Raw genomic sequence first — 26,381 nt, forward strand, 5'->3', positions numbered from 1 at the left:
GATTCTATACTCTTTATTCTATACTCTTTATTCTTCAATCTTCCTAACTCAATCCAACCAAGTAAACTTCAACACTGTAGTCGTCACTAAGAAAACCACCAATGCCACTGCTGCTTTTGGATAATCCCTGATGATGAAGTAAATTGGAAGCAGAATCATACTTGACTGCCAGATAATACCAATTACACAATTCATCATATCTAAATAGAAATCATTATTTTTTTGGAAAGATTGATCTTCCGCTTTTAATTGTTTGTAAACTGGCCCCAGAATCCCCAAGGTCTTACGTTTGAATAGAAAGATTTTAAAACTTCGATATCAGTTGGTTTACTTAAATAAGTTCCCAAAAGACAACCTAAAATTGACATTCCAAAAATTAATGGGAATAAATAAATCGATGGCACTTGCGAAAGATCATGCAAGAATGTTCCTGCTGCTAGATTTCCTTTGTTTTGATCCAAAACGAATTGAAGAGAAGCGGCAATTAATCCGCCGACCATTCCCCAGAAATAACCCCATCCGTTAAAACGCCACCAAATCCATTTTAAGAAGTTGGCTGCTACGTAACCACCGTATAAAGCACTTGTAATCCAAAGCGTTAAAGAGTTGATCGAATCTGCGAAGAACCCCATGAAAACTCCAAGACCAACAACCAAGAAAGAAGAAATCTGACTTACTTTAATATAGTGCTGATTTGAAGCAACTGGTTTAAAATATTTTTTATAAATATCATTTACAATATATGCTGGCCCTGCATTTACAAAAGCGGAGAATCCAGACATGAAAGCCGCTAATAAACCTGCAAGAAGAATTCCTTTAATACCAACGGGGATATAAAGATTGACCACTTTAGGCATCAATAATTCTAAATCTGCGCCCGTTAAATTTACGTTTGCGTTTAATTCTGGAGCTAAATTCACTAAAGCAATAACTACAATTCCTGTAATCAATAAATATCTAGGAATGAATAAAATCAAGTTGGTAAAACCACTCATGTAAGCTGCTTCTTTTACCGATTTTGTAGAAAGAACTCTTTGTAAATCGTAACTTGGAGTTGGCCCTGCAACACTCGCAAAGAAACCTTTGAAAAGTGTCATCCCGATAAAAGCACCAAACATTTTATAACCTTCCGTATCAATTAATCGGTTGAACGTTTCGAATTTATCACTCCATTGCGTTTCAAATTCCCATCCGAAGAAAACATTTTTCCATTCTGGCGTAATTACCGAATTGATCTGAATATCAGTATAATTAATGAATGCATAACCGGCGATTAAAACTCCCGCAACAATCATAATAATATATTGTACAACCTCTGTCGCTACAACAGAAAACATCCCTCCTTTAACCGTATAAATGGTAGTTAAGAAAATGATTAACAACGCATAAGCTTGTTCTGAAGTTAAGAAAACTCCACCATTCATGTGAACTGTCAAATCCCAAGGAAGAATGATGGTTACAAATTTTCCGATTCCAACGAAGAAATAAGCGATAAAACCAATTGTAGAAATGATGGCAAAAATAGCCACAATAATATGTGATGCTTTTCCTGCTTTATCGCTTCCAAAACGAGTTAAAATCCATTCAGAACCTGTCATTACTTTCGATCTTCTAATCCAGACCGCGAGGAACATCATCACAAAAATCTGATTCCAAATTGGCCAAAGCCACATAAACATGAAGCTTTTTACACCATATAGAAATAAAACTCCAATCATCCAGGAAGTTCCCGAAACATCAAACATTCCTGAGCCATTGCTCAATCCTAAAAAATACCATTTGATTGATTTTCCGCCAAGGAAATAATCGTCAAGACCTTTTGATGCTTTTCTTGAAATCCAGATTCCGATACCGACCGACAGTACGATATAGATTAAAATGATTGATACGTCTATTATATTCATTAAATTATTTATTTTGAATTAGTTAGTTCAGACCCCAGTTTTTGTTTGGCTGCGCTCCCATTACAAAATGAAGTACACCGCCTTTTAGCATTTCTTGGTGAGAAATTGCAGTTTTATTAAATGCTTTTCCGTTTAAAGTAACCGATTGGATATAGAAGTTTTTGTTTGAAACATTTTCTGCTTCAATTACAAAAGTTTTTCCATTTGGAAGATTTAAAGTTGATTTTTCGAAAATCGGACTTCCAATTTCGTATTCACCAGAAGCTGGATTCATTGGATATAATCCCATTGAGCTGAATACATACCAAGCCGACATTTGTCCGCAGTCTTCATTTCCGCTTAGACCATTTGCTGTCGTATTGTATTGAGTATCTAAAATATGACGAACCCAATATTGCGTTCTCCAAGGCTGACCTGCATGATTAAACATGTAAGCAATATGGTGACTTGGCTCATTACCATGTGCATATTGTCCGATCAAACCAGAAATATCTGCAGAAACATTATTTCCTGTAATCTCAGAACTCTCTGTAAATAATTGTTCTAAACGTTTTGTAAAAATATCGTTTCCTCCATGAAGCTTAATAAAATCATCTACATTATGAGGTACAAACCAGCTGTGTTGCCAAGCATTTCCTTCGGTATAATCGGTATGTTCTCTGTGATTGGAATGTTTTGGATCGAAAGGTTCGTTCCAAGATTTTCCATCTTCCGATTTTCCTCTCATGAAACCAGATTTGGCATCAAATAAATATTCGTAAGCTTTTGCACGTTTCGAGAAAAGCTCATAATCAGCTTGTTTTCCTAAAGCTTTCGCCATTTGAGCCACACACCAATCGTCGTAAGCATATTCTAAAGTAATGGTAACCGATTCGTCTAATAAATTATAAGGAATGTAACCGTATTTTTTGTAGAAATTCAAGCCGCGTTCGTCCTGCATCATCGTTGCTTTCATGGCTTCAAAAGCTTTTTCAGCATCAAAACCTTTAATGCCTTTCATATAAGCATCTACAACAACTGGAATCGAATGATATCCTGTCATCGTATTAGTTTCATTAGCGTATAATGTCCAAACTGGAAGTATCTTTTTGGTTTCATAATACGCTAACATCGAATTAACTAAATCGGAAACTTTTGTAGGTTCTAACAACGTCAGCAATGGGTTTTCTGCTCTAAATGTATCCCAAAGAGATAATGTAGAGTAAGCGGTATAATCTTTAGCAGTAATAATTTTATCATCTTCTCTTCTAAATTGCCCGTTTTTATCGCTATATGTTACCGGCGCAACTTGAGCATGATATAAAGCGGTATAGAAAATGGTTTTTAAAGAATCAACTGGAGTTTCAACTGTAATTTTACTTAAAGCTTTATTCCAATCTAGAGTCGCATCAGATTTTGCTTTCTCAAAATTCTGACTTTCAGCGTCTAAATTGTCTTTCGCATTAGCGATACTTACAGAAGAAAGCGCCACTTTAACGCCTAATTCTTTAGAGTTTTTGCCATCGAAGAATAATTGCAGAGCAGTGTTTTCACCTTCAGCATTTGAACCTGAAACTACTTTCTTATCAACAGTAATAATAGATTCTGTAATGGGTTTAGAAAACTTGGCTACAAAAAACACTTTCTGATTTTTTGCCCAACCCGTACTGTAACGGTAACCGCTAATGGTATTTTGGTCTTCAACTGTAATGGCAGTTTTTACCGCTTTGTCCCAGTTAATGGCAAAACCTAAATCAACAACAACAGATTGCGTATCGTTATTATTATAGGTATACTTATGGTATGCGGTTCTTTGCGTAGAAGTTAATTCTACATTGATTTTAGGATCTTCAAGAAAAACTTGGTAATAACCCGGTATTGCTTTTTCGTTAACATGATTATATTTTGATTTATACGGTAAGAAATCGCGTGAAGCGGCTTTGGCGGTTAAGTCTAACTTTTTGTTTGTCGGCATAAATAAAATGTCTGCCAAATCACCGATTCCTGTCCCGCTTAAATGTAAATGACTAAATCCAGAAACTATCGAGTCAGAATAATGATAGCCCGAGCACCAGTCCCAGCTAGAAACCCCATTATCTGGACTCACTTGCAGCATCCCAAACGGAACTGTTGCACCCGGATATGTATGTCCGTGCCCGCCAGTACCTATGAAAGGATCTACATAATTTGTTGCAAAACTTTGTTTATGTTGATTTTTATCTACATTTATTTTGCAACTTGCAGTTAAAATTACCGTCAGAGAAAGCAGAGTAATTTTCCTCATATCAAAACAATATTAATTTAACTTTAAATTTAGATAAATTCAACTTTTACCAAAATATTTTTAGACGGACGACATTTAAACAGCTCTAAACATCAAAAAATAGTAACAAACGACATTCTATTCTACGATTATGATTTTCAACTCAAAAAAACCTTATAGTTTACCCATACGTTATCATGTTTACTTTTGGCTAACGTATTTTGTATTCAATACATTCCGCTGGGGAAGCTATTTTAATGATTATGTTTATTCATTAAAAACCACTTTACTCGGATTTCCAATTCACATGGCATTGTGTTATCTTAATATTTTGGTTTTAATGCCTCACTTTATTTACCGCAAAAAATACGTCGTATATATTATAAGTGTATTGTCAGCGATTTTTATCATGGTTGTTTTAAAATTTAATCTGACTTATCTACTGATTACACACGACGTTTGGCCCAAGGTCCGCAGACCATCAGTACACTTACACTCAACTATACGATAGATATGATGATGGGTGAATTGTATGTGATGACTTTCGTTACCGCAATTAAAATCACTTTAGATTTCTTAAAAGAACAAAGACGTGTGACAGATTTAGAAAAATCTCAGCTAGAAACCGAATTGTTGTTTTTGAAGTCACAGATTTCTCCACATTTTTTCTTTAATACCTTAAATAACATTTATTCCCTTTCTGTAGAAAAATCGAACAAAACGCCAAAAATCGTTTTAAAGCTTTCTGAATTGATGCGCTACATGCTTTATGAAACAAAAGGCAAAAAGCAGACTTTAGAAAATGAGATTATGTGCATTCAGAATTATTTGGATCTGGAAAGAATTAGAAACGGAGAGCGTCTAGAAGTAGATATGTCTATTTCTGGAGATATTCACGATAAAGAAATTTCTCCAGTTCTTCTGTTGACTTTCGTCGAAAATGCTTTTAAGCACGGCGTGAACAAAAACACTGGAAATGTTTTAATTGACATTAGATTTAAAGTAAAAGGAGATTTTTTATATTTCACCATTTCAAACCCAATGCCCGAATTTACCGTACATAAAGATAATTTTAACAAGTCAAGTGGTATAGGTATTGAAAACGTAAAAAAAAGACTCGAATTAGGATATAATAAAAGTGACTATAAGCTTTCATTTAAAAATAAAAAGAATATTTTTGTCGTTAAACTAGTTATAAAAGTCACATAACCCCAACTTTTATAAGTTTAGAAAACTATACCTACAAAAAACCACATATCGGCCAAAAATAACAGTACAAATGAAAATAAAGTGTTTAATTATCGATGATGAGCCATTGGCAATAAACGTTATTAAAAATTATATTGAACAGATTGAAGATTTAGAATTGATAAATACTTTTAGCAATTCTATCGAAGGATTAAATTTCTTGAAAAACAATACTATAGATGTAATTTTTTTAGACATTAACATGCCTGTTTTGGACGGTATTAATTTCATTAAAAGTTTAGAAAATCCTCCTTTACTTATTATTACAAGTGCTTACGATCAGTTTGCGATTGAAACTTACGAGCTTGATGTGTTAGATTATCTGGTAAAACCAATTGAGTTTCCGAGATTAATGAAAGCGGTAAACAAAATCAACAAACGTCTTAATAATGCAACCAAACTTCCGCAGGAAAATAGCAAAGAGAATCCTTTCATCTTCGTGAAAATCGACAAGAAAAAAATGAAGAAGATTTTCTTGAACGAAATTCTGGTTATCGAAAGCTTAAAGGACTACTTGAAAATTAGTACAACTTCTGGAAAGTTCATCATTCACAGCACTTTATCTGATTTTACAAGTTTATTGCCCGAAAGAGATTTTATCAGAATCCACCGATCTTATACGATTGCAATTGACAAAATTGACGCCGTTGAAGGAAACAGCATTGAAATTGAAGGACTTCGATACGTTATAGGAAGATCTTATATTGATGAAGTAAAACAGAAAATCCTTAATTCATCTATATAAAGGTTTAACCGCAAAGAGCGCTAAGGTTTACGCAAAGTTCGCAAAGTTTTTTTAGCCACAGATTATTAGGATTAAAAGGATTTTTTAAATCTGTGTTAATCCGCATAATCTGTGGCTATATTTTTAAGCACATAGCTTTGCGTTTTCATCAAGACTTAAAAATAAAAAATCTTAGCGAACTTTGCGTAAACCTTAGCGTGCTTTGCGGTTAAAAAAACTTTACGGTTAAAAAAAATCTTTGCGGTAAAACACACAAAACGCATAGAAAACGAAAATGCGGCCAACCACGACCGCATTTTCTCTCAATTATAGGTAACTAACCAAAATAAACCATGAAATAGTCTATTATCTTTATGCTGCAAAAAACTAAAAGTGATATCTTTTAAACGCTTCAATAGCCGAATAATCTGCTAAACCTAAGCTGTGATATTTTTCTGCAGTCAATCTATTTCTGTCTTCAACTCGAACCCAAAACTCCCTGCTATCATCACCTTGAAACATAACGCCGTCTTTTTGAGACTGGTGATAAAAAATAGCATGTCGTTTCTTTAAAACCTGGTCAGGACTCATTGGTACTGCCATGTCAATTTGGTACGATTCCCATTCATGCCATGCGCCTCGGTACAACCAAACCCAGCAATCATCCATAAAGCTTTTGTTTTTTAGTCTTTTTAAAGCTTCAAACAAACTGTCTAAACATACTTTATGAGTTCCATGCGGATCTGCTAAATCTCCAGCGGCATAAATTTGATGCGGTTTTATTCTTTCAATAATGTCACACATAATGTCAACATCTGCATCTGAAAGATTATTCTTTTTAACCGTTCCTGTTTCGTAAAACGGAAGATCTAAAAAGTGTACGTTAGAATCTGGCAAACCAATGTAACGAGTTGCTCCAAAAGATTCGCTTCTTCTAATTAATCCTTTTAATTTTCTAACTTCTAATGAATCAATCTCGTTTCCAGTTCTGGTCTGAAGAAAATCGATTATTTTATCAGACATTCTAGAATCTGGATGTAATGCTTTCGAAATTTCTGCAAACTTTAAAGCTTCAACATCTGAAACCGCAATATTTCCAGAAGTCTGATAGGCTACATGAACCTCGTGCCCCTGCTCTACCAAACGGTCAAATGTTCCTCCCATTGAAATCACATCATCATCTGGATGCGGGCTGAAAATGATAATTCTTTTCTTTTCCGGCGTGGAACGCTCCGGTCTGTACGTATCATCAGCATTGGGTTTTCCGCCCGGCCATCCCGTGATGGTTTGCTGCATTTTATTGAACATTTTAATATTCAAATCGTATGCAGTTCCTTCTTCCGTCAAAAGACTCGACATTCCGTTGTCGTTATAATCTTTATCCGTCAGTTTTAGGAAAGGTTTCTTCGTCAACTCACTTAACCAAGCCACCGCTTTTAATTTTAATTCATCTGTCCAAACACAAGACTTAACCAGCCAAGGCGTTTTAACTCTTGTTAGTTCAGACGAAGCTTCTGTATCTAGAACAAATGTTGTGTTGTTATGCTCTTGCAAATACGTAGCTGGAACTTGCGAAGAAACCTCTCCCTCGATTGTTTTTTCTATAATTCCTGCTTTACTGATTCCCCAGCCAAGCAAAACAATTCTTTTTGCATTTCTAACGGTTCCAATTCCCATTGTTATGGCTTTTCTCGGAACATTATCAATTCCTAAAAAAGAAGAAGCCGCATCGACTCTCGTGATATGATCCAAAGTAATACTTCTAGTTCCCGAATTCACATGAGAACCTGGTTCATTAAATCCAATGTGTCCCGTTCTACCGATTCCTAAAAGCTGAAAATCTAATCCGCCGTACGATTTAATTTTCATCTCATAATCGATGCAATATTGCTGTAATTCCTCGGCACTCACCTGCCCGTCTGGAATATTTATATTTTTAGGAAGAATATTTACATGATGAAATAAATGTTCGTGCATAAAATGATAATAACTCTGAATATCATTCTTATCCATCGGATAATATTCATCTAAGTTAAAAGTCACAACATTTTCAAAACTTAAACCTTCCTCTTTGTGCATTCTAACCAATTCTTCATATACCTTAATTGGCGAAGAACCTGTAGCCAAACCTAAAACACAAGGTTCGTTTAGCTCGTTTTTTCTCTGAATTAAATTGGCAATTTCTTGCGCGACAAGTAAAGAAGCTTCTTGCGACGATTCGAAAATAACATTGTGAATTTTCTCAAAACGAGTTTCTTCAAATTTCCCTGCTTCTCTAAAACCTATATCTTCTTTAATCATTTGCCTTGTCATTTAATTTCTAAAATAAAAGTAGAATTAAATTATCCGTTCCCCTCAAAAATTCGACTAATAACGACTGCGCTTCGGCAAAAGACAAAATAAGATGTGCTAAGTTATTTTAATACTTCGCAAAGAAGCATTTATTCAATTACCCCAATTTCAGCAATTGAAACTGTCTGCCCTTTTCCTACAGCAGCTGTAGCAACAAATCGTAAAAATCTTGCTTTTACCGCAGTAAAACTCTTAAGCTGCTCAATTGGATTATGTTTGATGTTAGAGAATTCTCCTTCTGATTGCTTTGTCCAAGTAATATTATCTTCGCTGGTATAGAATTCGTAATTCGAAATCAAATTCAAATTATTTCCAACTTGCTGTGGCGTGTATGTAAAGCCTTTTATTTCTCTTGCTTCGCCCATATCGATAATGATTGCTTGAGGCAGTTTGTTTTGATCATTTCCAAATCCCCAATCAGTATTGGCATCTCCGTCAATAATTCTCTCAACCGATTTATCATCTCCACTTGAAATAGAAATCACGCTCCATTTTTCTTTAGAAACACCATATTTGGCTGTTCTAACTGCACTATTGATTTTCTCTTTTGTATTTCTCGAAATGGCCTTAATTTCTACTGCTTTATTGTATATGAATGGCGCTTTGTATAAAGTACTTTTTTCTGAAGGATTTTTTCCGTCAAGCGAATAATAAACTGCATTGCCACTTTCCGATTTAATCGTAACCAAACCATTTTTATCACGAAGAATTTGCGGCTCTTTTACAAAAGTCGGAGCATTATAAGCTTCAATTGTACTGATTACAAATCCTGCTTTTGCATCCAAAATATTAACTCTAATTGCAGAAGCTGTTACACGTTCTAAACGAAGAATTCTTTTGTAGCCAATTGTAGTTTCGTTGGCAATCGTTTTCCATTGTCCGTCCACTTTTGCTTCAACAGAAAATTCTTTTACACGTTGCCCCAGCTTAATATATTCTTGAAGTAAAATTCTATTAATTGCAGTTGGCTTTTTAAATGTAAATTCAATTGTAGCTTGTTTTACTTTATCGTCGGTTGCCCAATACGTATTTTTATTTCCATCAATCACCTTTTCAGGTCCGAAAATTAGAATCGACTGCTCTTGTGTTTGAAGCTTGAACTTTTGCTCCAGCCAATAATTCTGTTTTGAAATCGGCTTTAATTGTAGCAACCAATTCTTTTAATCTCGCTTCGTCATTTTCATGAACCAAACCGCGTCTGTCAACTGGAAGATTTAATAATAAAGTAGCATTACGTCCAATCGATTCATAATAAATATCGACCATTTCGTCAAGCGAACGAACCTTATCGTCTTCAACCGAATGATAAAACCATCCCGGTCTGATCGAAACATCGGCTTCGCCAGGAACCCATTTTTCTCCGTCTTCATGTCCAGACATAAATTCGCTGTAATGTACTTTTCCAGCCAACTCATCTTTTTGGCGTAATAACGACCAATTGGTTTTTCCTGCGCGACCTTCTTCGTTTCCAATCCATCTTGCTTCAGATGAGCCAGACTCCCCAAACCAATGTTTTTGGCGCGATATCGTAAATTAATTTATAGGTTTCATCCCAATTATAATAAGTCAACGAATTGATTTTTCTGGTTTCGTTTGCACCACCATAATAGCCGTCTCCACCGTTTGCACCGTCAAACCACATTTCGAAAACGTCTCCGTAATTCGTCAATAATTCTTTTAACTGATTTCTGAAATACGTGATGTATTCAGGTTTGCCATATTGCGGATGATTTCTATCCCAAGGCGAAAGGTATAATCCCAACTTTAAATCGTATTCTTTACAGGCTTCTGCCAATTCTTTTACCAAATCTCCTTTTCCGTTTTCCCAAGGCGAATTCTTAACTGAACGTTCTGTGTAAGCTGAAGGCCAAAGACAAAACCCATCGTGATGTTTAGCAACTAGAATAATTCCTTTCATTCCAGCTTCTTTTACCACGCGCGCCCATTGGCGAACATCTAATTGTGACGGATTAAAAAGTTCTGGCGACTCGTCTCCGTAACCCCATTCTTTATTGGTAAAAGTGTTTAATGAAAAATGCACAAAAGCATAGAATTCCATCTCCTGCCAATCGATTTGTTTTTGCGTTGGAACTGGTCCAAAAGGCTTTGGTGCATTAGCGAATTCCTGACTTGAAGCATTAGAAATTACACCCAAAAGACATAAGGAAAGGAATATTTTTTTCATTGCTAATCTGCTTTAAAATGGTCTATAAAGCATAAATGTAGTATAATTTGAAATCTCTAGAATAGAATTTCGACCAACAACATTTTTTTAAGCGTTTTGGTATGAAATGTTTTTCTATTTTAATTTATTATTCAATAAAACAGGAATTTATTTACAATAAAATTATATTTGCAATTAATCATAATAAATAGAAATGGGCTTTTTTGATATTTTTAAAAAGAAAACAGGATATAATTTACCTGAAATGTATAAAGGAATTGTAACAAGAGATGAATATAACTTTGTTATGAATACAGCTATACAATATCATGAAGAAAATGGTATTATAATCACTAAAATTGACGAAGGAGAAATTGTTACAGAAATTAATGGAGAAATTGAACATCGCTATTTAGATAATCTAGTTCGTACATTATCAGGAAATAAAGATGGAAATTGGAGAAATATAATTTATGAGCATTTTAATAAATTAAAATACAATTCTTCTGCTCTTGACTATTTATACAAAGATTTTAGTTATGCCTCACAATTTTTAAGAGTATTAATTAAAGGAGAGAACTTCATTTTTCCAGATAAAATTGATAATTATATTTCAAGAATTGATTTCCCAAAAACTAACACGTTTTTAATTTTAGAATTTGAAGGTAAATTTCATTATATAAGAAAAGAAGAATCTTTAGAATGGCATCAAACCGAAGAAGAGCTTTTTGAAATCGCTATAAGTAATATTCCGACAAATGAAATTGAAACAAAAATTTATGATTTACATTCAAAGTTCAAAATTTATACTTTTTTTAGCGGTGATTTTAGTGCATCATACATTTTAAACTTTAAAAAAGATCCTAATTACATTAAAGGAAAATTTGGAACACTAATTTCAATTCCAACAAAAGGAACAGCTCTAGCTTGTCCAATTGAAAATGAGAATATTCTTGAATTAATTGAAATTATAAATCCTAATAATGAAAAATTTTATCATAAAGATCCAGGAAACATAACACTAAATTATTACTGGTTGTATAACAATGAATTTGATATTTTTCCAACTGAAAAAGCCAAAGAAAATTCAGATGAGATTACTATTAAACTTCCCGAAAAATTACTGGATCTTTTCGTGAATGAGAATTAAAACATTTTTCTTCCTATAAGGATTTGATTCTCAATTTCGAAATAGAAATTAGAATAATAGATAAAATTACAAAGGACAATAAAACAAAAAATCCGTTTATAATTGCCGTTTGAAAACCTAATTGGGTTGCATCTATAAAAGGGTACGGATAAAATTCGGTTGCAAGTCCGTGAAACAAAGTGTAAATGATATAGATAATTGGATAAATCAGCCAAGACGAAATAACTTTAAAAGAGATCTTTTCTGGACTTACAAAAAACAGCCAGAAAACGAAAAATAAAATAGGAACGACTGTATGAAAAATTTCGCTTACAATAAGATGATGACCTTCTAAATGAAGAGTTGAGCGAAGGAGCAAATTAAAAACAATTCCGACAATCAATATATAAACTGTAATTGCCGTAATAGTAGTGCACTTTCTAAAGAAAGCATTTGCTGCAGTTCTTCCGCCAAATAATAACAAAGCACTGCAAAGAAAAACGATTGTATTTGTTGTAATAGTAAAGAAACTAAAAAAGCGGACTGCTGCGCTGAAAAAAGTAAATTCAGGATTTTTTAACAGCAAATAAAACTGTACAGGCAAGGCGTATAATTCTAAGGCAAAAATAATACCCAGCAAAATCTCCCCTTTTATTTTTGTGGTATTTTCTCTTTCCATATTTCGCTAAAAGTCAGATTACTAAAATAAGGATTTTATTCGAAATATTTACAGCACTCTTTTCTGTTTCTCACTCTCAGCAATCGTTTTTTCAAGCCTTGACAGTTGTGTTTTTTCCTGCTTGGCACTCATAATCCAATGAATCATTACTTTTTTATACGAAGACGCTTGCTTCTCAAAATATTCCCAAGCGGTTTTATTGCTTTTAAACTGTTTTTCGTAAACTTCTAACAGCGGAACTGGTTCTTTCTCATGCGAATAAATTTTAGACTTATTTTCGGTTCTAAAACTAAATGCTTTCAAACCTGCATCTGTCATTAAGCCCGCTTTAGTCAAATCTTCCATCTTCTGAATATTAATAGCGCTCCAAATGCTAGAGGGTTTTCTCGGCGTAAAACGTATCGTATAACTTTCCGCATCAATAGATTTTCGTACACCATCAATCCAACCAAAACAAAGCGCCTGATCAACCGATTCTGGCCAGCTCATAGAAGGCTTTTTACTCGCAACTTTATAAAAACCAACCAAAAGTTCTTTTCCTTTTTGGTGGTTTTTCTCGAGCCATTTTCTAAAGTCTAATTGATCTCCGAAGAATGTTGGTTCCATTTTTGTTTTTTTTTATAAATGTATAAAGAATCTCGCAAAGGCGCTAAGTCGCAAAGTTTATTAAAAAAACTAAACCATATAAGTTATACAAGTTGAATTAAGCTAAAAACTTAAAATTACTTACATAACTTATATGGTTCAAAAAACTTTGCGACTTGGCGACTTTACAATCAATAAGTCTATTTACTTTTGCATTTATATATTAAGTATCACAAGTTACATTATCCCAATCTTGATCCATATAATGAATTAGCCAATTGAGCGCATATTGTCTTTCATACACAATTCCTGGATTAATATTTTCTATTTGTCTTCCATTAATCCTTTCATCTACACAAGCCCAATTGTATCTGTAATACAAATCTGCAGCATCTAAAATTTCTTTTTTAGAACGAACCTCATGAACTGCATTTATAAATTCAAAAGGGTCTTTGTCATTTGCAACAGGATAATTTTCTGCGCTGATATTTCCGAGATCACAAAATTCATTTGGAAAATCAAGTGTATCGACTTTTTTCAAAGCCCACATTAAAGTCCAAATCCCTTCACATTTCCAAGTTTCATACATTTTTCTATCATCTGTTGGATTAGCAAGAAACTCTTTTTCCCCTTCTGTAACAGATTCCCAAAGTTTATAATTCTGTAAATAATCAACAGCTTCTTCAGATGAAATGTTGTTAAAGGCTACTAAATTTGTTACAGCTAAAATACTTGCTCTTTCAGCTATTTCCTTTGCTGATCGGATTGTAGTTTCTCTTTCCGATTCAACACAAGGCAAATGTTTATTGATTTTTATATTTTCCCTTTCAAGAATTTCTTCGTTTTTGGCTTTTCTTTCTATTTGATCTTCGTCTAATTCTGTCTGATCATTGTCAAAATACTCTGAATTGATATTAACTTTTAATTCTTCAATTTCACATCTTCCTTCTGTATCAATAATTAGATTTAAATCTTTATCTAAAAAATGCTGCGTTTCAGATTTACTGATAATAGTTTTGGGTTGAACAAATAAAACAGCTTCAAATTCCTTTGCAAGATCGGCTATAATGATATCTAATTCTTTTAATTCCCCCTTGTCTTCACGAATCGAAAATTCAGAATTTAGTGTTTGAATTTTATGCAGAAATAACCCTTTTACCTTTTCATTTTCAGTTGGTAACGAATCTACAAAACCATATAAACCTTTCAAATTGGCAGTTAATTCAGAATCATCTATTTGCGGAATTTGATAAGAAGGAATAGCTCTTTCGCGGTAAAAGAGAGTTACTTTTTTTGATGGACTTAAGATTCCACCTTTCACTTCAAATTCGAGGTTTTCACCATTACTAGAAAAAACGCCATTAGGAACATGAGAAAGAAATATTTGTTTGATTTTTTCCAGTCCTAAATGATGCGAATAAATTGTACAAATCATTTTTCGGCTTTTATATTATTGAGGCAAATATAAGTTTAATTCTACAAAAAAATAAATATTATGAATGAGCTAGAAACAAAAAATCCGCTTCCAAATTGAAGCGGATTTTGATTGTTTATTATTTCGCTCCTCTGGAGCTTTACTCTTATGTGAGAATCATTTTTCTATAAATATTTCGCTCTTCCAGAGCTAATTTTGAAATTGAATAATTATCTAAAACAAAGCTTCGGAGAAGCTTAATATTTATAGAAATAATCAACGATTAGAGAATAAAAGCTCCAGCGGAGCGACATATAAAATTAATTAACAGTTATCTGAATCGCTGAAACTGGAATTCCATTTCCAGTCGTCGCTTTCAACTGAATATTTTCTTTCTTCCCATTAGACTGAATAATCGCAATACATTTCCCATTAAACAATTTACAAGAATTCGCTTTAAAAGAATCCAAATTGGCTTGATAGCCATTATCAACACCAACTAATTTTCCTCCGCCAGAAACTTCAAAGTTGATCAAATCCATGGCGTTTGGGACTAAATTCCCATCTTTATCAGTCATAGAAACTGTTACGTAAACCAAATCGTAAGTATCATTTTTGATTGAGGTTTTATCAGCTTGCAAATCTAATTTAGAAGCTTCTCCTGCTGTATGGATTTCCTTTTCTAAAACTACTTTTCCGTTCTTTCTTGAAACCGCTTTTAATGTTCCTGGTTCAAATTTTACACGCCATGAAATATGCAAATCATCATTTTGTTTTGCTTTTTTCCCTAGAGATTTTCCGTTTAAGAATAATTCTACTTCATCGGCATTATTGTAATACGCCCAAACTTCTACTTCTTGATCTTTTTTCCAGTTCCAATGCGGTAAAATATGCATGACCGTTTTGTTCGACCATTCACTTTGGTACATATAATACACATCTTTTGGAAGTCCGGCTAAATCAACGATTCCGAAATACGAGCTTCTTGCAGGAAAAGGATACGGATCAGGTTCACCGATATAATCAAAACCTGTCCAGATAAAAGTTCCCGCCATGAAATCCTGTTTTTTAATTGTTTTCCAGTTCTCTTCGTGCGTTGCTCCCCAATATGATTTTACCTGATCGTAAGCCGAAACCGTCCAATCGGCATTTCCGTCAAATGGAGTGCCATGTTTGGTTGGCCATGCTTTAATTCCGTCAGGAAAATCATAATGACCGCGTGTTTCTAAAGCCGAAACACTTTCTGAAGCTAATATCTTTTGTCCTTTAAATTTAGTTGGAAAATCTTTATAATCTTCATGTTTGTAATTGAATCCTAAAAGATCTAAAGCTCCCGATTGGTAAATGAAATTTTTCTCAATTACATTTTCGGTCAAAGCCGAAGTTACAGGGCGAGTTGTGTCTAATGCTTTTACGATTTTAGCTAATTCTCTGGTAATCGCAATTCCAGTCGAATCAAATTGTTCTCTTATTTCGTTACCAATACTCCACATTATTACCGATGGATTATTACGGTCTCTTTTGATAAAATCTTCTAAATCTTGTTTGTGCCAAGCATCCCAATCTTTGTGGTAATCGTTGGTTACTTTTTTCTTTTTCCAAACGTCAAAAGCTTCATCCTGAACAATAAATCCCATTTCGTCGCACAATTGCATCATTTCCAACGAATGCGGGTTGTGTGACATTCTGATCGCGTTTGCTCCCATTTCTTTCATTAAAGCCAACTTTCTTCTAACAGCATGAATATTTTCTACCGCACCCAAAGCACCATTATCGTGATGCAGACAAACGCCGTAAATTTTTGTTGGAACGCCATTTAATGAAAATCCTTTCTCTGAATCAAAATTAAAATATCTAAATCCAAGAGGCGTTTCGTAATTATCAACCAATTTCGATTTCTCGTACACTTTTGTAATCACTTTATACAAATACGGATTCTCTGTACTCCACAATTTCGGTTGATTTAAAACCAAATCATGAACCTTTTTTTCTGATGTTTTAGCACCGATTTTTTCTTTTGAAGTATAATTGGCAACTTCTTTATTTTCTGCATTTACAATCGAAGTAACCAGTTTAAATTCTTTAGCAGCAGCATTATCATTATCAATGGTAACTTCTAAATGTATTTTTGATTTTTCTGCGGAAACTTCTGGAGTCGTTACAAAGGTTCCCCACTTTCCTACATGCAGTTTTTCGCTTGCAACCAAACGTACATTTCGATAAATTCCAGAACCTGTGTACCATCTCGAATTGGGCTGAGAATCATTATCAACTTTTACGGCAATCAAATTCTCTTTTCCGAAGTTTAAATACTGCGTTAAATCATAACCAAAAGAAATATAACCATTCGGACGAATTCCTAATGATTTTCCATTTATAAAAACTTCACTGTTCTTAAAAACACCATCAAATTCAATTGAAACGGTTTTGTTTTTCCAGTTCGCTGGAACTGTAAAAACTTTACGATACCAGCCTTTTCCTGCAGGTAAAAATCCTTGTGCTTGTTTGGTTTTACTGTCTTTGTCAAAAGCACCTTCAATACTCCAATCGTGTGGCAATTGAAGTGTTCTCCAATCAGAAGCATTAAAATTGGTATTTATTGCTTCTGGATAATCTCCTAATTTAAAGTTCCAGTTTTTATTAAAATCTTCGACAATTCTGGCTTGTTTTTGCGCAAAAATGGATACTGAAAACAATAAGGCAATTGTAATTTTTTGAAATATGTTTTTATGTTTTATCATAAATAGGTTTTTTATTCTAATCGTATTTATGCAAAAATATTTGCAAGGTATTTGTAGAGACGCACCGCAGTGCGTCTACGTTCCAATTGTCCATACTGTGTGTTAGACGCACTGCGGTGCGTCTCTACAATAAAACCTTGGCGTCTTTGCGCCTTCGTGGCAAACCACCATTTACTGAAATTCAAAATTATCCAACATCAATCCCTTCAAATCATCTCCTTCCAATGTTATTTTATACGTTCCAGCATTAATATAACCACCAGAAGTTGTATTCAAAATCTTCCATTTTTCAGGCGAAGGGAAAAATTCAATTGTATCATTTCGCATTAAAATTCCGTACGCATCTTCCATTTTGAATTTAACTTTTAACGGCATTTCATTTCGATTCATAAAACGGAAACGCATTAAATAAATTCCTGCAACTCCAGGTTTTACTTCAAACTCGATGCTGTTATTGGTCTTTTTAGTGAATTCAATATAATCCGCTTTTTTGAAATTTCCTTTTTCTATTCCAGTTCCTGTTGTTTTCGTTTTTTCTGCTTCTATGATTACAACTGGTCTAGAATCATCTTTTTCGCCCATATCATACGTTGGAACAACTGCAATCGAAGATATTATTTCAGAATTATCAAAAATAACTTTCTCGTCTTTCTTTACTTTTTTAGTGAAAACATCAAATGAAATTCCGTTGCTGTTTTTCGCTTTTTCTTCTATTTTTTTATAATCTGAAAGTCCTTTTAAAGTCTTTATTTTAGCATCAACTAAAATATAAACAGTCGATTCTTCTTTAGCTGTAAACGAACCTTTATTTTTAGAATGAGATGAAAACTGCAAATAATCCGCTCCAAAAACTTCCGAAGGCAATTCGTTAAAAACAACATCAGAATCTGAATATTGTTTTGAATTAATATCCAGCCATGAAGCTATTCTGTTGTTTTTATCATAAGAATCAAAAACCAAATTCTGAATATTTTTTAAAGATTCCTCTGCTGGTCTTGCATGAATATCTTTTGTTGCAATTGCAATTGCAGAAATAATCGCTTGTGAAGCTTTTACATTTGGAAATGAAATCACAATTTTTCCGTTTGCACTTTTTACTTTGAATGTTTTCTTCAAAGCGTTATCATGTCCAGCTTCTGCCCAAATATCAAAGTCTTTTAAAACTACATTTTCATTTATGGCAACGTCAAACAATCGCCAGCCTTTGCAATCCATTCCACCACCAGTTCCATACCAAGGTTCTGTGAAATATAATTCAACTAAATATTCTCCGTCAGATGCTGGAAATTCGTAACGCAGTTTATCAACTCCGTATCTAAAACTTTGAAATAACTCAGGATTCTTTGTTCCGTTTATTGGGTCGAAAGTTGTTCTTTGACTGGCAAAAAAGTCAGGAAGTTTTTCAAAATTATCTGTCCAAGATAAAGAACCCCAAGTATTTTGTCCGTTCTTATGAGTATCCGTTAACCAAGTATTTCCAGCAGAATCTGTTAATTCAGAACCTCCGCAATTTACTCTATAAATGTAATTATAACTTTTTTGGGCTTTTGTTATATCTGTTTTCTCAGACATTAAAGCATCAAAACTTGGTGCTTTGGGGAAGTTATTTAAAACGATATAATCTTTAGCAACCACTTTCCCATTTACATAACCAACGGCATATAAAACATTGTATTGAATATTGACATTATTAAACTGAAAATGCTGTCCGATTCCTGGATTTTTTAGTTTTCCTAGTGAAACTTTATTGACATCATTAAACAATTCTACTTCGTCACAATTCGAATAAATATCGATTCCGTTTTTGATTCCTGGTTTTTCCCAACGACTTGGCCAAGTATGCGAAACGATATAAACCATCGGATTGGTTTTGTTCGAAACATAATTCGCGCGATACATATAAAAAGCATCTAGAGGTTCGCTCCAAATGGTAAAAAGTCCTTTGTAATTTACTGGGCCGACTTTGTCAATGTCTCTGAAACCTTCTCCGTTTTGCACTCGTCCCGGATTTTCATGCGAAGCAAAAAGCCAGTTAAACTGTCCAGCAATTTTATCTTTTATCGATTCCGCTTCTCTAACTTTAATTTCCATTAATTGAGAAAAACGGTTTTCGCTCAAAGTTCCCTTTTGGTCAAACTCACCTTCCGTATGTAAATCGGCTGAACGCCATGCGCCATATTCTCCATTTAATAACTGAGTCGTCATTTCCAAATGGTATTTTAATGGATCTCCACCATAAGTTCCTGACCAGTTTTGAACGACATTCCAATCTGTTCCTTCTCCACCGTTACAAGTTGTTACGATTCTTTGAGAAGCTGATAACGGATCCATTTCGCGGATAATCTGCGTGCATTCTTCGGCAAATTCCTTCGGAATCGTGCTTTCATTCTGCAATCCCCACATTACGACAGACGGACTGTTTCTTCGTTCCTTTATCCATTCTCGTAAAAGAGTTTTGAAGTTTTCTTTAAATTCTGGCGTATCGTACCAAATATGTGCTGAAAACTGACTCCAAAATAGGATTCCGTTTTCGTCTAATTCTTTTTGATATAATAAATTATGAGGCTGATGCGCTTCTCTAAAAGCATTAAATCCGCCTGCTTTGATTTGTTCTATTCGGGAATGAATCATTTCGTCTGAAAACGAATGGCTTTTTCCAATTAAGTGTTCGTATTCGCAGACGCCATTTATAAAAACAGGTTCGTCATTAATGAAAAAACGATTGTCTTTTCCGTCACGGCTAACAGGCCAGCTTACCCAACGGATTCCGTAAGGTGTTATTAACTGATCGATTATTTTTCCGTTTTCGTAAACTGAAGTCACCAATTTATACAAATACGGATTCGATGGCGACCATAATTTCGGATTCTGAATCTCAGGAAGTGTCTGTGCTATTTCTTTTGTTTCTCCCGAATTGATTTTGTTGTCGCTTTTTGTAATGACAACTTTCTTTCCTGAAGCATCCAGAAGGATATTTTCGATAGTCAAATTTCGTTGTGAAGTACCGTAATTCTTGATTTCTGTAGTAGTCTGAAGAATCGCTTTTTGTTTGGAAACCGATTTATCATTCCAGATATGAACACCGAAAGGCTGAATTCTCACATCATTTGTAATAACCAAAGAAACTGGTCTGAAAATCCCCATTGGCTGCGAACCTTCTGAAAACCCCCATTCTCCCGAACATCCACCGCAAACCCAAGGTAAATCGGCAATAAAAGATGGATGTGAAGCTTTAACTAAAATGATATTTTCTTTATCGAAAGAAACCGATTTTGTAATATCTAAGGTGAAAGTAGTTCTTCCGCCTTTGTGTTCGCCCACTTTTTTACCGTTTACCCAAACTGTGGCATAAGAACTTACACCTTCAAAATAGAGAAAATATTGCTTTGAACTCTCTTTTTTATCAAGTTTTAGCGTTTTTTTGTACCATGCAGTACCATGTAAATTTCCATGTTTTGTTCTTCTGAAACCATAATACTGATCCCAATTGTGAGGCACACTAACCTTTTGCCAATTGGAATCAGTTTTTGGATTTTCTACAAAATCTTCCTCTTTCAGCGGAAGATTATCCAGTATTACGGTTTCCCAAGACGAATTCAGTGAAATTTCTTTACGAAACTTCCCTGAATCTTTGCTCTGACTCCAAACAGAGCAAAAGCTTGAGAAAAAACAAAAAATAAAAAAAACTATTCTATTCATATTTTTAAAACCATATAAGTGATTATAAGGTTGTTTAAGTTTTTATTTTACTCCTTTTTGTCATTTCGACGTAAGGAGAAATCACACACGGAACTCTACAAAGATTGGCAAATTTCTGGACGGAAATTCTTGTGTGATTTCTCCCTTCGGTCGAAATGACAAACTATGTAGAGTTTCTTGCGGAGATCCCTCGTTCCTCGGGATGACAAGATTGTGTTTATACTTTGCGAGCAAACCTGACGGGTTTTTAAAACCCGTCAGGTTTAACACTTTCTATATTTTAATAAAACAACCAATCAACAGCTGCTTTTTCTCCTGCATCAATATATCCAACATCACGTGGCGTTATCGTTTGATCTGCGTCGATGAAACCTAAAATCAATACTTTTCCTTTTCCTAAATCTAATTTATTCTCTCCTGGCTGAAAAGTATAGGTATGAATGTTTACACGTGGCAAATCTTTCAAATTTATCGCGCTTGCTAGAATCACTTCGGCTTGACCGTGCGCATTTCCTGCAGCATCTGTCTCTAAACTTGGCGGCAATAAAAATCTCTTTTGATCTGAATTGAAATAACCAACCACTAATTTAACTGCTTTTGTATTTCTAAACTTCAAATGTGTTCCTTTTTCATTTTGATCGTTTTCTACGAAAGTAAAACCTTTTAAGTTTTGAAGTTCAAGAGCAATTTTAGTTAACTCAGAAATATCTGTTCCGTAGACTTTTGTCCCTTTTTTAACTAAATAAGTTCCCGGTTTTTCGTCGATGAAAGTTACTTCAGCTGGTTTCCAAGGTTTTCCTTCTTTGGTTTCAATTTTACCATCTTTTGATGCTTTTAGCTTCTCTAAATTTCTTTTAAAATTAGCCAATTCACGTTCGTAATGTGGCAATAATTCAGCCCAAGTTTTATTGTTTCCGTCGTCTCCTCCAATTGGAATTCTACGCTGAGCCGTCTGCATACTGTTAGCGTAGTAGTAGGTATCTTTTGTCAGTTTTACCAATAATTCATAATGCTCAATGCTTTTTTCTAAATGAGGCATTGCTTTGTCTAAATCGGCAATATCGTTTGAATAACTGTATCTTAAAACCAATAGAGCAGCTTTTACTTTTTCTGAGAAGAAATCGGCGAAAGCCTTATACGCATGCATATCATTTTTAAGACGCGCAAATTCTTCTTTGTCTTTGGTTACACTCGCTTCAGCTTTGTCGATTGCTTCAACAGCCAATCTTCCGTGTTCGGTAATTTCGGCAATAATCTGAGTTGGAAGCTCGCCAGAATGTGGTTCTTTATTCCATTCTTTTTTAGCATATTCTAAAAGCAATTCTCCCGGAGGCTCGCAAGATTCATGGAATCCTGGATACACTCTCCATTTTGACGGATTAACCAACTGACTTTCGAACATTCCTAACAATAAAGTTTGGCGGTTTCCTTCTGTGATTCCGAAACGTCTTAATGTTTTTGGAGCTATTTCTCCTGTTTCATCGTATGCTTTTTGGATGTTATTTGCGGCTTCTTGAGTCGTTCCGAATTTCGCAGCTAAATCATTATCCCAGAATTTAACTTCTTCGTTACGATCTCTTTTACTGTCCCAAGCATATCTTGCCCAAGCTTTGTACCAAATCCAGTCGCGATCCATTTCTAATAAACGTTCACCTGTTTTGGTTTTATCTGCTGAATACGGCCAATCCCAATACGAAGCCTGCGGGTATAGGTGTAATGCATTTGCTCCGTGAACGCTGTGCATCGCTTTTACCGTTTTCTGAATAAAATCTGGTGAACCGTATCTAAAAGGTTCTAAATTGGCCAAAATGTGAACATTCTCAATATGAATTGATTTTAAAGCGCTCAACTGCTTGTGCGTTTCTCCCCAAGGTTCACCTGGCGTATAAGTTGTTAAAGATTCTCCTGTGTATTTACTTTCTGTATAGAGGTTTTTATATAACGGAAGCGATTTTTCCATTACCAAAGCTGCCCGTCTGTATCATGAGATCGTAAAATAATTGGCGGTTCTTCTGTTTTTCCTAATGCTTGCAAACCATCGCGAACACCCGGAATAATCGTTTTGGTAAACCATTCTACATCATCATCAACAGTATTAATGGCTTCTCCCAAACAAACCATTAATCCAACGTTAGGATATTTTTCGATAAAAGCGGCAATAGATTTTCTCGTATAATCTGATAACAAAGGCGTAATTGGTCTTGAACGATCCTGCGTTTTAATGTTGTAATGCTCTGCAAAAGGCTTAGAAACAATAATATTGTAAAACATCTGAATGACCCAGATTCCTCTTTTGTTCGCTTCGACCGTTAAGAATTTATAGATTTCTTCGTTCTTTTTGAAATCTTCGTCACTGACTTCAACCGCAAACGGATATTCTTTCAATTTCACCAAAGAAGCAAACGGATGTCCGTTCCATAAATACAACGAGTTCATGCGGTTTTCTACCAGCATATCTAAATATTTAATCCAAAGTGCTTTATCATAAAACCAAGGAAAAGTTTCTGGCGTATACGGATATTCGTAAACGTCACGACCCGGAAGATAAACTGGTTTCTGCATTCCGATACAAGCGCCTCTCAAAACCATTTCTGGACTATCTTCAATATTCAAATCTGAAGGAAGTTTTCCTGAAGCTTTAATTTTATCTGTTAATTCTAAAGCTCCGTATAAAGTACCAGAAGCATCTGTTCCTTCAATATAAATTACATTATTTTGAGTAAGAATCTGGAAGCCTTCTTTCTTGGTTAATTTGCTGTCATCGATTTTAGCGCTTTTAGCATTTTTCTTCCAGAAATCGGTTCCTTTTTCTCCAATTACAATTATTTTATCTTTTGATTTTTTGAATTTATCAGAAGAAGTTACACTGAACCCTTTCGCTGAAAGTGTTTCAGATAATTTCTCTGCTCCAAACTTTGCTCTCGGCGAACTCGGATCACTCACAACATTGATGTTCTGAGCTGTCGCGAAAGAGACGTAAAGACATAAAAAAAGTAATTGTAAATATTTCATAGTATGCTGTTTTTGGGTATTCTATTTTAAAATTAATCTGCTTTTATCTATATAAATCTGCGTGCAAAAAATTTCACGCAGATTAGGCAGATTTAAGCAGATTTCATTTTGATTCTTTTGCCACAGATTAAAAGATTTTCACAGATTAAAAAAAATCATTTTAATCCTTTTAATCTGTGGCTATAAATTAATTCTGGAAAATTCGTTTTAAATAAGCCACGTTTGCGCCGTAATTGGCTTTTACATTATGCACTTGCGTTACGTCACGAGAACGCTCTACAATTAGCCATCCGCTCCATTTCATTTCATCCAAAGTTTGTTTGATTTTTGGCATGTCAATCGCTTTGTCATTTTCTAACCAAAACTGATCGGTGTTGGAAGCGTGAATTTGTGCTACATATTTCTTGCCTAAGATTTTTAATTCTGATGAAATATCTCTGCCATTATCTACCGCATTCGCAAAATTGAAAGAGCTTTTAATGTATTTTGAATCCACTTCTTCTAAAAGCTTTTTCTCTTCTGTAGCACTCAAAGAAGTTTCAATTGCAATAACGCCACCAATCTTCCCTACTTCTTTTCCTGCCCATTGCAGTCTTTTAATCACTTCTGGACGTAATTCCGGATTTTTAACTAAATCGGTCTGCGTTCCTAACGGAAGATAAGTCACTTTTACTTTCATATCTTTCATAGCCTGAACACAATCCGTAATCATTGGTGTGATTTCTCTTGTGGCAAAAGACTGCGCGTAAAAACCCGACATCGCAATCGAGCTGATTCCAACGCCAGTTTCTTTCGATTTATCTAAGAATTTTTGTCTTTCGACTGGGTCGCCCAATTTGCTGTCAAAAGTTGGTCGGTTTCCTAAACCTCCCATATCCAGTTCGATTCCGTCTGCTTTTATTTCAGAAGCCAAACCAAAAGCGCCTAATTTTTGTCTTTTTAAAATCATCCAGTCGCAAACTGCCACTTTGTATTTTTGCTTTTTGGAAGACTGAGCCGTTGCACAACTGTTGAATGTTGCCGATAGAACAACAAGCATTGCAATAATTAAATTTTTATTTAGCTTCATGTTAATTGTTTTTACCATTAAGGTATTAAGTAAATTAAGCTTCACTACTTTATATTATTATCATTAGAAGATGAAGAAAATTAAGCTTAATTCTCTTTTTAAAAGCATAAATTAAGCACAGCAACTTAACTTTCTTAATCTCTTAATGGTTCAATTAATTTTACTCTTCTTCAGCTTTTACCGCTGTAACGACTTTTCCTTCTTCGCCTGGCCAGATTCCGTTTTTGATTGGGAGTGCAACCAATTTACTTGGATCAACTTTTACATATTTCAGTTTTTCTCTTCTCCAAGTATACACAATATGAACCATTCCGTCTGAACCTTGAATCATCGAAGGATAAGAATATTGGCTGATTTTTGAATCTTCTAAAACCAAAGCAGCGTTCCAGTGAATTCCGTCTTTAGAAACCGAAACGTTCAAAGGCGTTCTTGGCCCTTTTGCTTCTTTTCCTGGAGGAAGAACGTGATTGTAAACTAACAAATGTCTTCCATCTTTTAAAGTTACAGCATCGGTTCCTGAGTTGTTATTTGGAAGTCCGATTAACTCTACATCCGACCACGTTTTTCCGTTATCTTTTGAGAATGTGCTGAAAATAGCTCTGTTTCTAGTTCTTCCAATAGCTTGAATACTTCCGTCTTTATGAAATAAAATACTTGGCTGAATCGCATTAATTTTTTGTTTTCCTCTTGGAAGCGTATCGCCCATTACCCAAGTTTTCCCGAAATCTGGAGTAGATTCCATACGAAGTCTCCATCCGTCGCCTTCTATACTTGACGGACATAATAAAGTTCCGTTGCTTAATAAAACTGGTTTGTTTTTGATTGGTCAGTAAGAAACCGTCTGGCATTTTTTGCGCTTCAGACCATGTTTTTCCGCCATCAGATGAAGTTCTGATTACACCCCACCATTCAGATGGTTTTGGTCCGATTTTGTAAAATAACATTAAATCTCCACCTGGAATTTGATATAAAACCGGATTCCAAGTTGGTAATCTCGGTCCTTCTTTCATTACACCATCAGCTACTTTTACGCCTTCATTCCAAGTATCGCTTCCTTTTGGTTTAATCGCAACGTAAATACAAACATCAGGATTTCTTTCGTGAGTTCCTCCAAACCATGAGGCCACTAAATCACCATTTGTAGCTTCGACGATTGTAATCGCATGGCAAGACGGATAAGGCGCTTTATCGTAAACAAATTGATCTACTAAAATTCCTTCTTTCCAAGTCTTTTTCTCTAAAGCCGATTTACAACTTCCTAAAAGGAAAAGTCCAAACAAGACAAATGCTAATTTTGTTATCTTCATTATTAATTAAATTATGAATTATTTTTTTTGACTTTAAATACATACCTAACATTTTTTTAGGTAAAAATATTTAATAAGTGTAAAAATAACACCAAAAAATTAACAATGTATC

At 34.5% G+C, this 26,381-nt stretch carries 15 protein-coding genes and 3 pseudogenes; 3 read left to right on the top strand and 15 right to left on the bottom strand.

What is annotated here, in order from left to right; genetic code table 11:
- Positions 1 to 48 precede the first annotated feature (48 nt).
- A pseudogene (locus tag ACPWTF_RS01815) lies at positions 49 to 1,904 on the bottom strand (sodium:solute symporter family protein).
- A gap of 22 nt (positions 1,905 to 1,926) precedes the next feature.
- Positions 1,927 to 4,167 (bottom strand): GH92 family glycosyl hydrolase, encoded by a 2,241-nt coding sequence (locus ACPWTF_RS01820; protein ID WP_427874146.1) that lies wholly within the window; start codon positions 4,165 to 4,167, stop codon positions 1,927 to 1,929.
- A gap of 130 nt (positions 4,168 to 4,297) precedes the next feature.
- Here ACPWTF_RS01820 and ACPWTF_RS01825 point away from each other — a divergent pair.
- Together ACPWTF_RS01825 and ACPWTF_RS01830 are read left to right on the top strand one after the other, a co-directional pair.
- Positions 4,298 to 5,355 (top strand): annotated as a pseudogene (locus ACPWTF_RS01825) (sensor histidine kinase).
- A gap of 70 nt (positions 5,356 to 5,425) precedes the next feature.
- Entirely contained in the window at positions 5,426 to 6,139 is a 714-nt protein-coding gene (locus tag ACPWTF_RS01830; RefSeq protein ID WP_427874147.1) for a LytR/AlgR family response regulator transcription factor, read from the top strand.
- Between the two features lie 366 nt (positions 6,140 to 6,505).
- On the opposite strand, the gene nagB is transcribed toward ACPWTF_RS01830, so the two are convergent.
- From nagB to ACPWTF_RS01850, 4 genes are all read right to left on the bottom strand, one after another.
- Positions 6,506 to 8,419, bottom strand: coding sequence for a glucosamine-6-phosphate deaminase (gene nagB / locus ACPWTF_RS01835; RefSeq protein WP_427874148.1), 1,914 nt, complete (start codon positions 8,417 to 8,419; stop codon positions 6,506 to 6,508).
- Between the two features lie 140 nt (positions 8,420 to 8,559).
- On the bottom strand, positions 8,560 to 9,519 hold the full coding sequence (locus tag ACPWTF_RS01840) for a discoidin domain-containing protein (protein ID WP_427874149.1): 960 nt from the start codon (positions 9,517 to 9,519) through the stop codon (positions 8,560 to 8,562).
- 4 nt (positions 9,520 to 9,523) lie between these two features.
- Positions 9,524 to 9,880: an alpha-L-fucosidase gene (locus tag ACPWTF_RS01845; protein WP_427874150.1), complete on the bottom strand. Its 357-nt coding sequence runs from the start codon at positions 9,878 to 9,880 to the stop codon at positions 9,524 to 9,526.
- Positions 9,881 to 9,953: 73 nt separating this feature from the next.
- Positions 9,954 to 10,655: an alpha-L-fucosidase gene (locus ACPWTF_RS01850; protein WP_427874151.1), complete on the bottom strand. Its 702-nt coding sequence runs from the start codon at positions 10,653 to 10,655 to the stop codon at positions 9,954 to 9,956.
- A gap of 193 nt (positions 10,656 to 10,848) precedes the next feature.
- Between ACPWTF_RS01850 and ACPWTF_RS01855 the strand changes: the two genes are divergently transcribed.
- On the top strand, positions 10,849 to 11,784 hold the full coding sequence (locus ACPWTF_RS01855; protein ID WP_427874152.1) for a hypothetical protein: 936 nt from the start codon (positions 10,849 to 10,851) through the stop codon (positions 11,782 to 11,784).
- A 13-nt stretch (positions 11,785 to 11,797) separates the two neighbouring features.
- On the opposite strand, the gene ACPWTF_RS01860 is transcribed toward ACPWTF_RS01855, so the two are convergent.
- From ACPWTF_RS01860 to ACPWTF_RS01900, 9 genes and pseudogenes are all read right to left on the bottom strand, one after another.
- Entirely contained in the window at positions 11,798 to 12,442 is a 645-nt protein-coding gene (locus ACPWTF_RS01860; RefSeq protein ID WP_427874153.1) for a Pr6Pr family membrane protein, read from the bottom strand.
- Positions 12,443 to 12,490: 48 nt separating this feature from the next.
- On the bottom strand, positions 12,491 to 13,048 hold the full coding sequence (locus ACPWTF_RS01865) for a YdeI/OmpD-associated family protein (protein WP_427874154.1): 558 nt from the start codon (positions 13,046 to 13,048) through the stop codon (positions 12,491 to 12,493).
- Between the two features lie 202 nt (positions 13,049 to 13,250).
- Positions 13,251 to 14,462, bottom strand: a complete 1,212-nt coding sequence (locus ACPWTF_RS01870; protein WP_427874155.1) for a DUF4272 domain-containing protein — start codon at positions 14,460 to 14,462, stop codon at positions 13,251 to 13,253.
- 299 nt (positions 14,463 to 14,761) lie between these two features.
- Positions 14,762 to 17,182 (bottom strand): sugar-binding domain-containing protein, encoded by a 2,421-nt coding sequence (locus ACPWTF_RS01875; protein WP_427874156.1) that lies wholly within the window; start codon positions 17,180 to 17,182, stop codon positions 14,762 to 14,764.
- 171 nt (positions 17,183 to 17,353) lie between these two features.
- Positions 17,354 to 20,881, bottom strand: a complete 3,528-nt coding sequence (locus ACPWTF_RS01880; RefSeq protein WP_427874157.1) for a malectin domain-containing carbohydrate-binding protein — start codon at positions 20,879 to 20,881, stop codon at positions 17,354 to 17,356.
- Between the two features lie 280 nt (positions 20,882 to 21,161).
- Complete coding sequence (locus ACPWTF_RS01885; RefSeq protein ID WP_427874158.1) at positions 21,162 to 22,841, bottom strand: hypothetical protein; 1,680 nt, start codon at positions 22,839 to 22,841, stop codon at positions 21,162 to 21,164.
- Entirely contained in the window at positions 22,841 to 23,893 is a 1,053-nt protein-coding gene (locus ACPWTF_RS01890; protein ID WP_427874159.1) for a glycoside hydrolase family 20 zincin-like fold domain-containing protein, read from the bottom strand. The genes ACPWTF_RS01885 and ACPWTF_RS01890 overlap by 1 nt, the downstream gene beginning before the upstream one ends.
- A gap of 187 nt (positions 23,894 to 24,080) precedes the next feature.
- Complete coding sequence (locus tag ACPWTF_RS01895; RefSeq protein WP_427874160.1) at positions 24,081 to 24,962, bottom strand: sugar phosphate isomerase/epimerase family protein; 882 nt, start codon at positions 24,960 to 24,962, stop codon at positions 24,081 to 24,083.
- Positions 24,963 to 25,122: 160 nt separating this feature from the next.
- A pseudogene (locus tag ACPWTF_RS01900) lies at positions 25,123 to 26,269 on the bottom strand (sialidase family protein).
- Positions 26,270 to 26,381: the final 112 nt, after the last annotated feature.

The sequence above is a fragment of the Flavobacterium sp. MMS24-S5 genome, assembly GCF_050320125.1.
Taxonomy (GTDB): Bacteria; Bacteroidota; Bacteroidia; order Flavobacteriales; family Flavobacteriaceae; genus Flavobacterium; species Flavobacterium tyrosinilyticum.

Excerpts from the sequence above, each read along its gene's own strand:
- ACPWTF_RS01820 (WP_427874146.1), bottom strand. The coding sequence starts at position 4,167 with ATGAGGAAAATTACTCTGCTTTCTCTGACGGTAATTTTAACTGCAAGT.
- ACPWTF_RS01830 (WP_427874147.1), top strand. The coding sequence starts at position 5,426 with ATGAAAATAAAGTGTTTAATTATCGATGATGAGCCATTGGCAATAAAC.
- nagB (WP_427874148.1), bottom strand. The coding sequence starts at position 8,419 with ATGATTAAAGAAGATATAGGTTTTAGAGAAGCAGGGAAATTTGAAGAA.
- ACPWTF_RS01850 (WP_427874151.1), bottom strand. The coding sequence starts at position 10,655 with ATGAAAAAAATATTCCTTTCCTTATGTCTTTTGGGTGTAATTTCTAAT.
- ACPWTF_RS01855 (WP_427874152.1), top strand. The coding sequence starts at position 10,849 with ATGGGCTTTTTTGATATTTTTAAAAAGAAAACAGGATATAATTTACCT.
- ACPWTF_RS01860 (WP_427874153.1), bottom strand. The coding sequence starts at position 12,442 with ATGGAAAGAGAAAATACCACAAAAATAAAAGGGGAGATTTTGCTGGGT.
- ACPWTF_RS01865 (WP_427874154.1), bottom strand. The coding sequence starts at position 13,048 with ATGGAACCAACATTCTTCGGAGATCAATTAGACTTTAGAAAATGGCTC.
- ACPWTF_RS01870 (WP_427874155.1), bottom strand. The coding sequence starts at position 14,462 with ATGATTTGTACAATTTATTCGCATCATTTAGGACTGGAAAAAATCAAA.
- ACPWTF_RS01875 (WP_427874156.1), bottom strand. The coding sequence starts at position 17,182 with ATGATAAAACATAAAAACATATTTCAAAAAATTACAATTGCCTTATTG.
- ACPWTF_RS01880 (WP_427874157.1), bottom strand. The coding sequence starts at position 20,881 with ATGAATAGAATAGTTTTTTTTATTTTTTGTTTTTTCTCAAGCTTTTGC.
- ACPWTF_RS01885 (WP_427874158.1), bottom strand. The coding sequence starts at position 22,841 with ATGGAAAAATCGCTTCCGTTATATAAAAACCTCTATACAGAAAGTAAA.
- ACPWTF_RS01890 (WP_427874159.1), bottom strand. The coding sequence starts at position 23,893 with ATGAAATATTTACAATTACTTTTTTTATGTCTTTACGTCTCTTTCGCG.
- ACPWTF_RS01895 (WP_427874160.1), bottom strand. The coding sequence starts at position 24,962 with ATGAAGCTAAATAAAAATTTAATTATTGCAATGCTTGTTGTTCTATCG.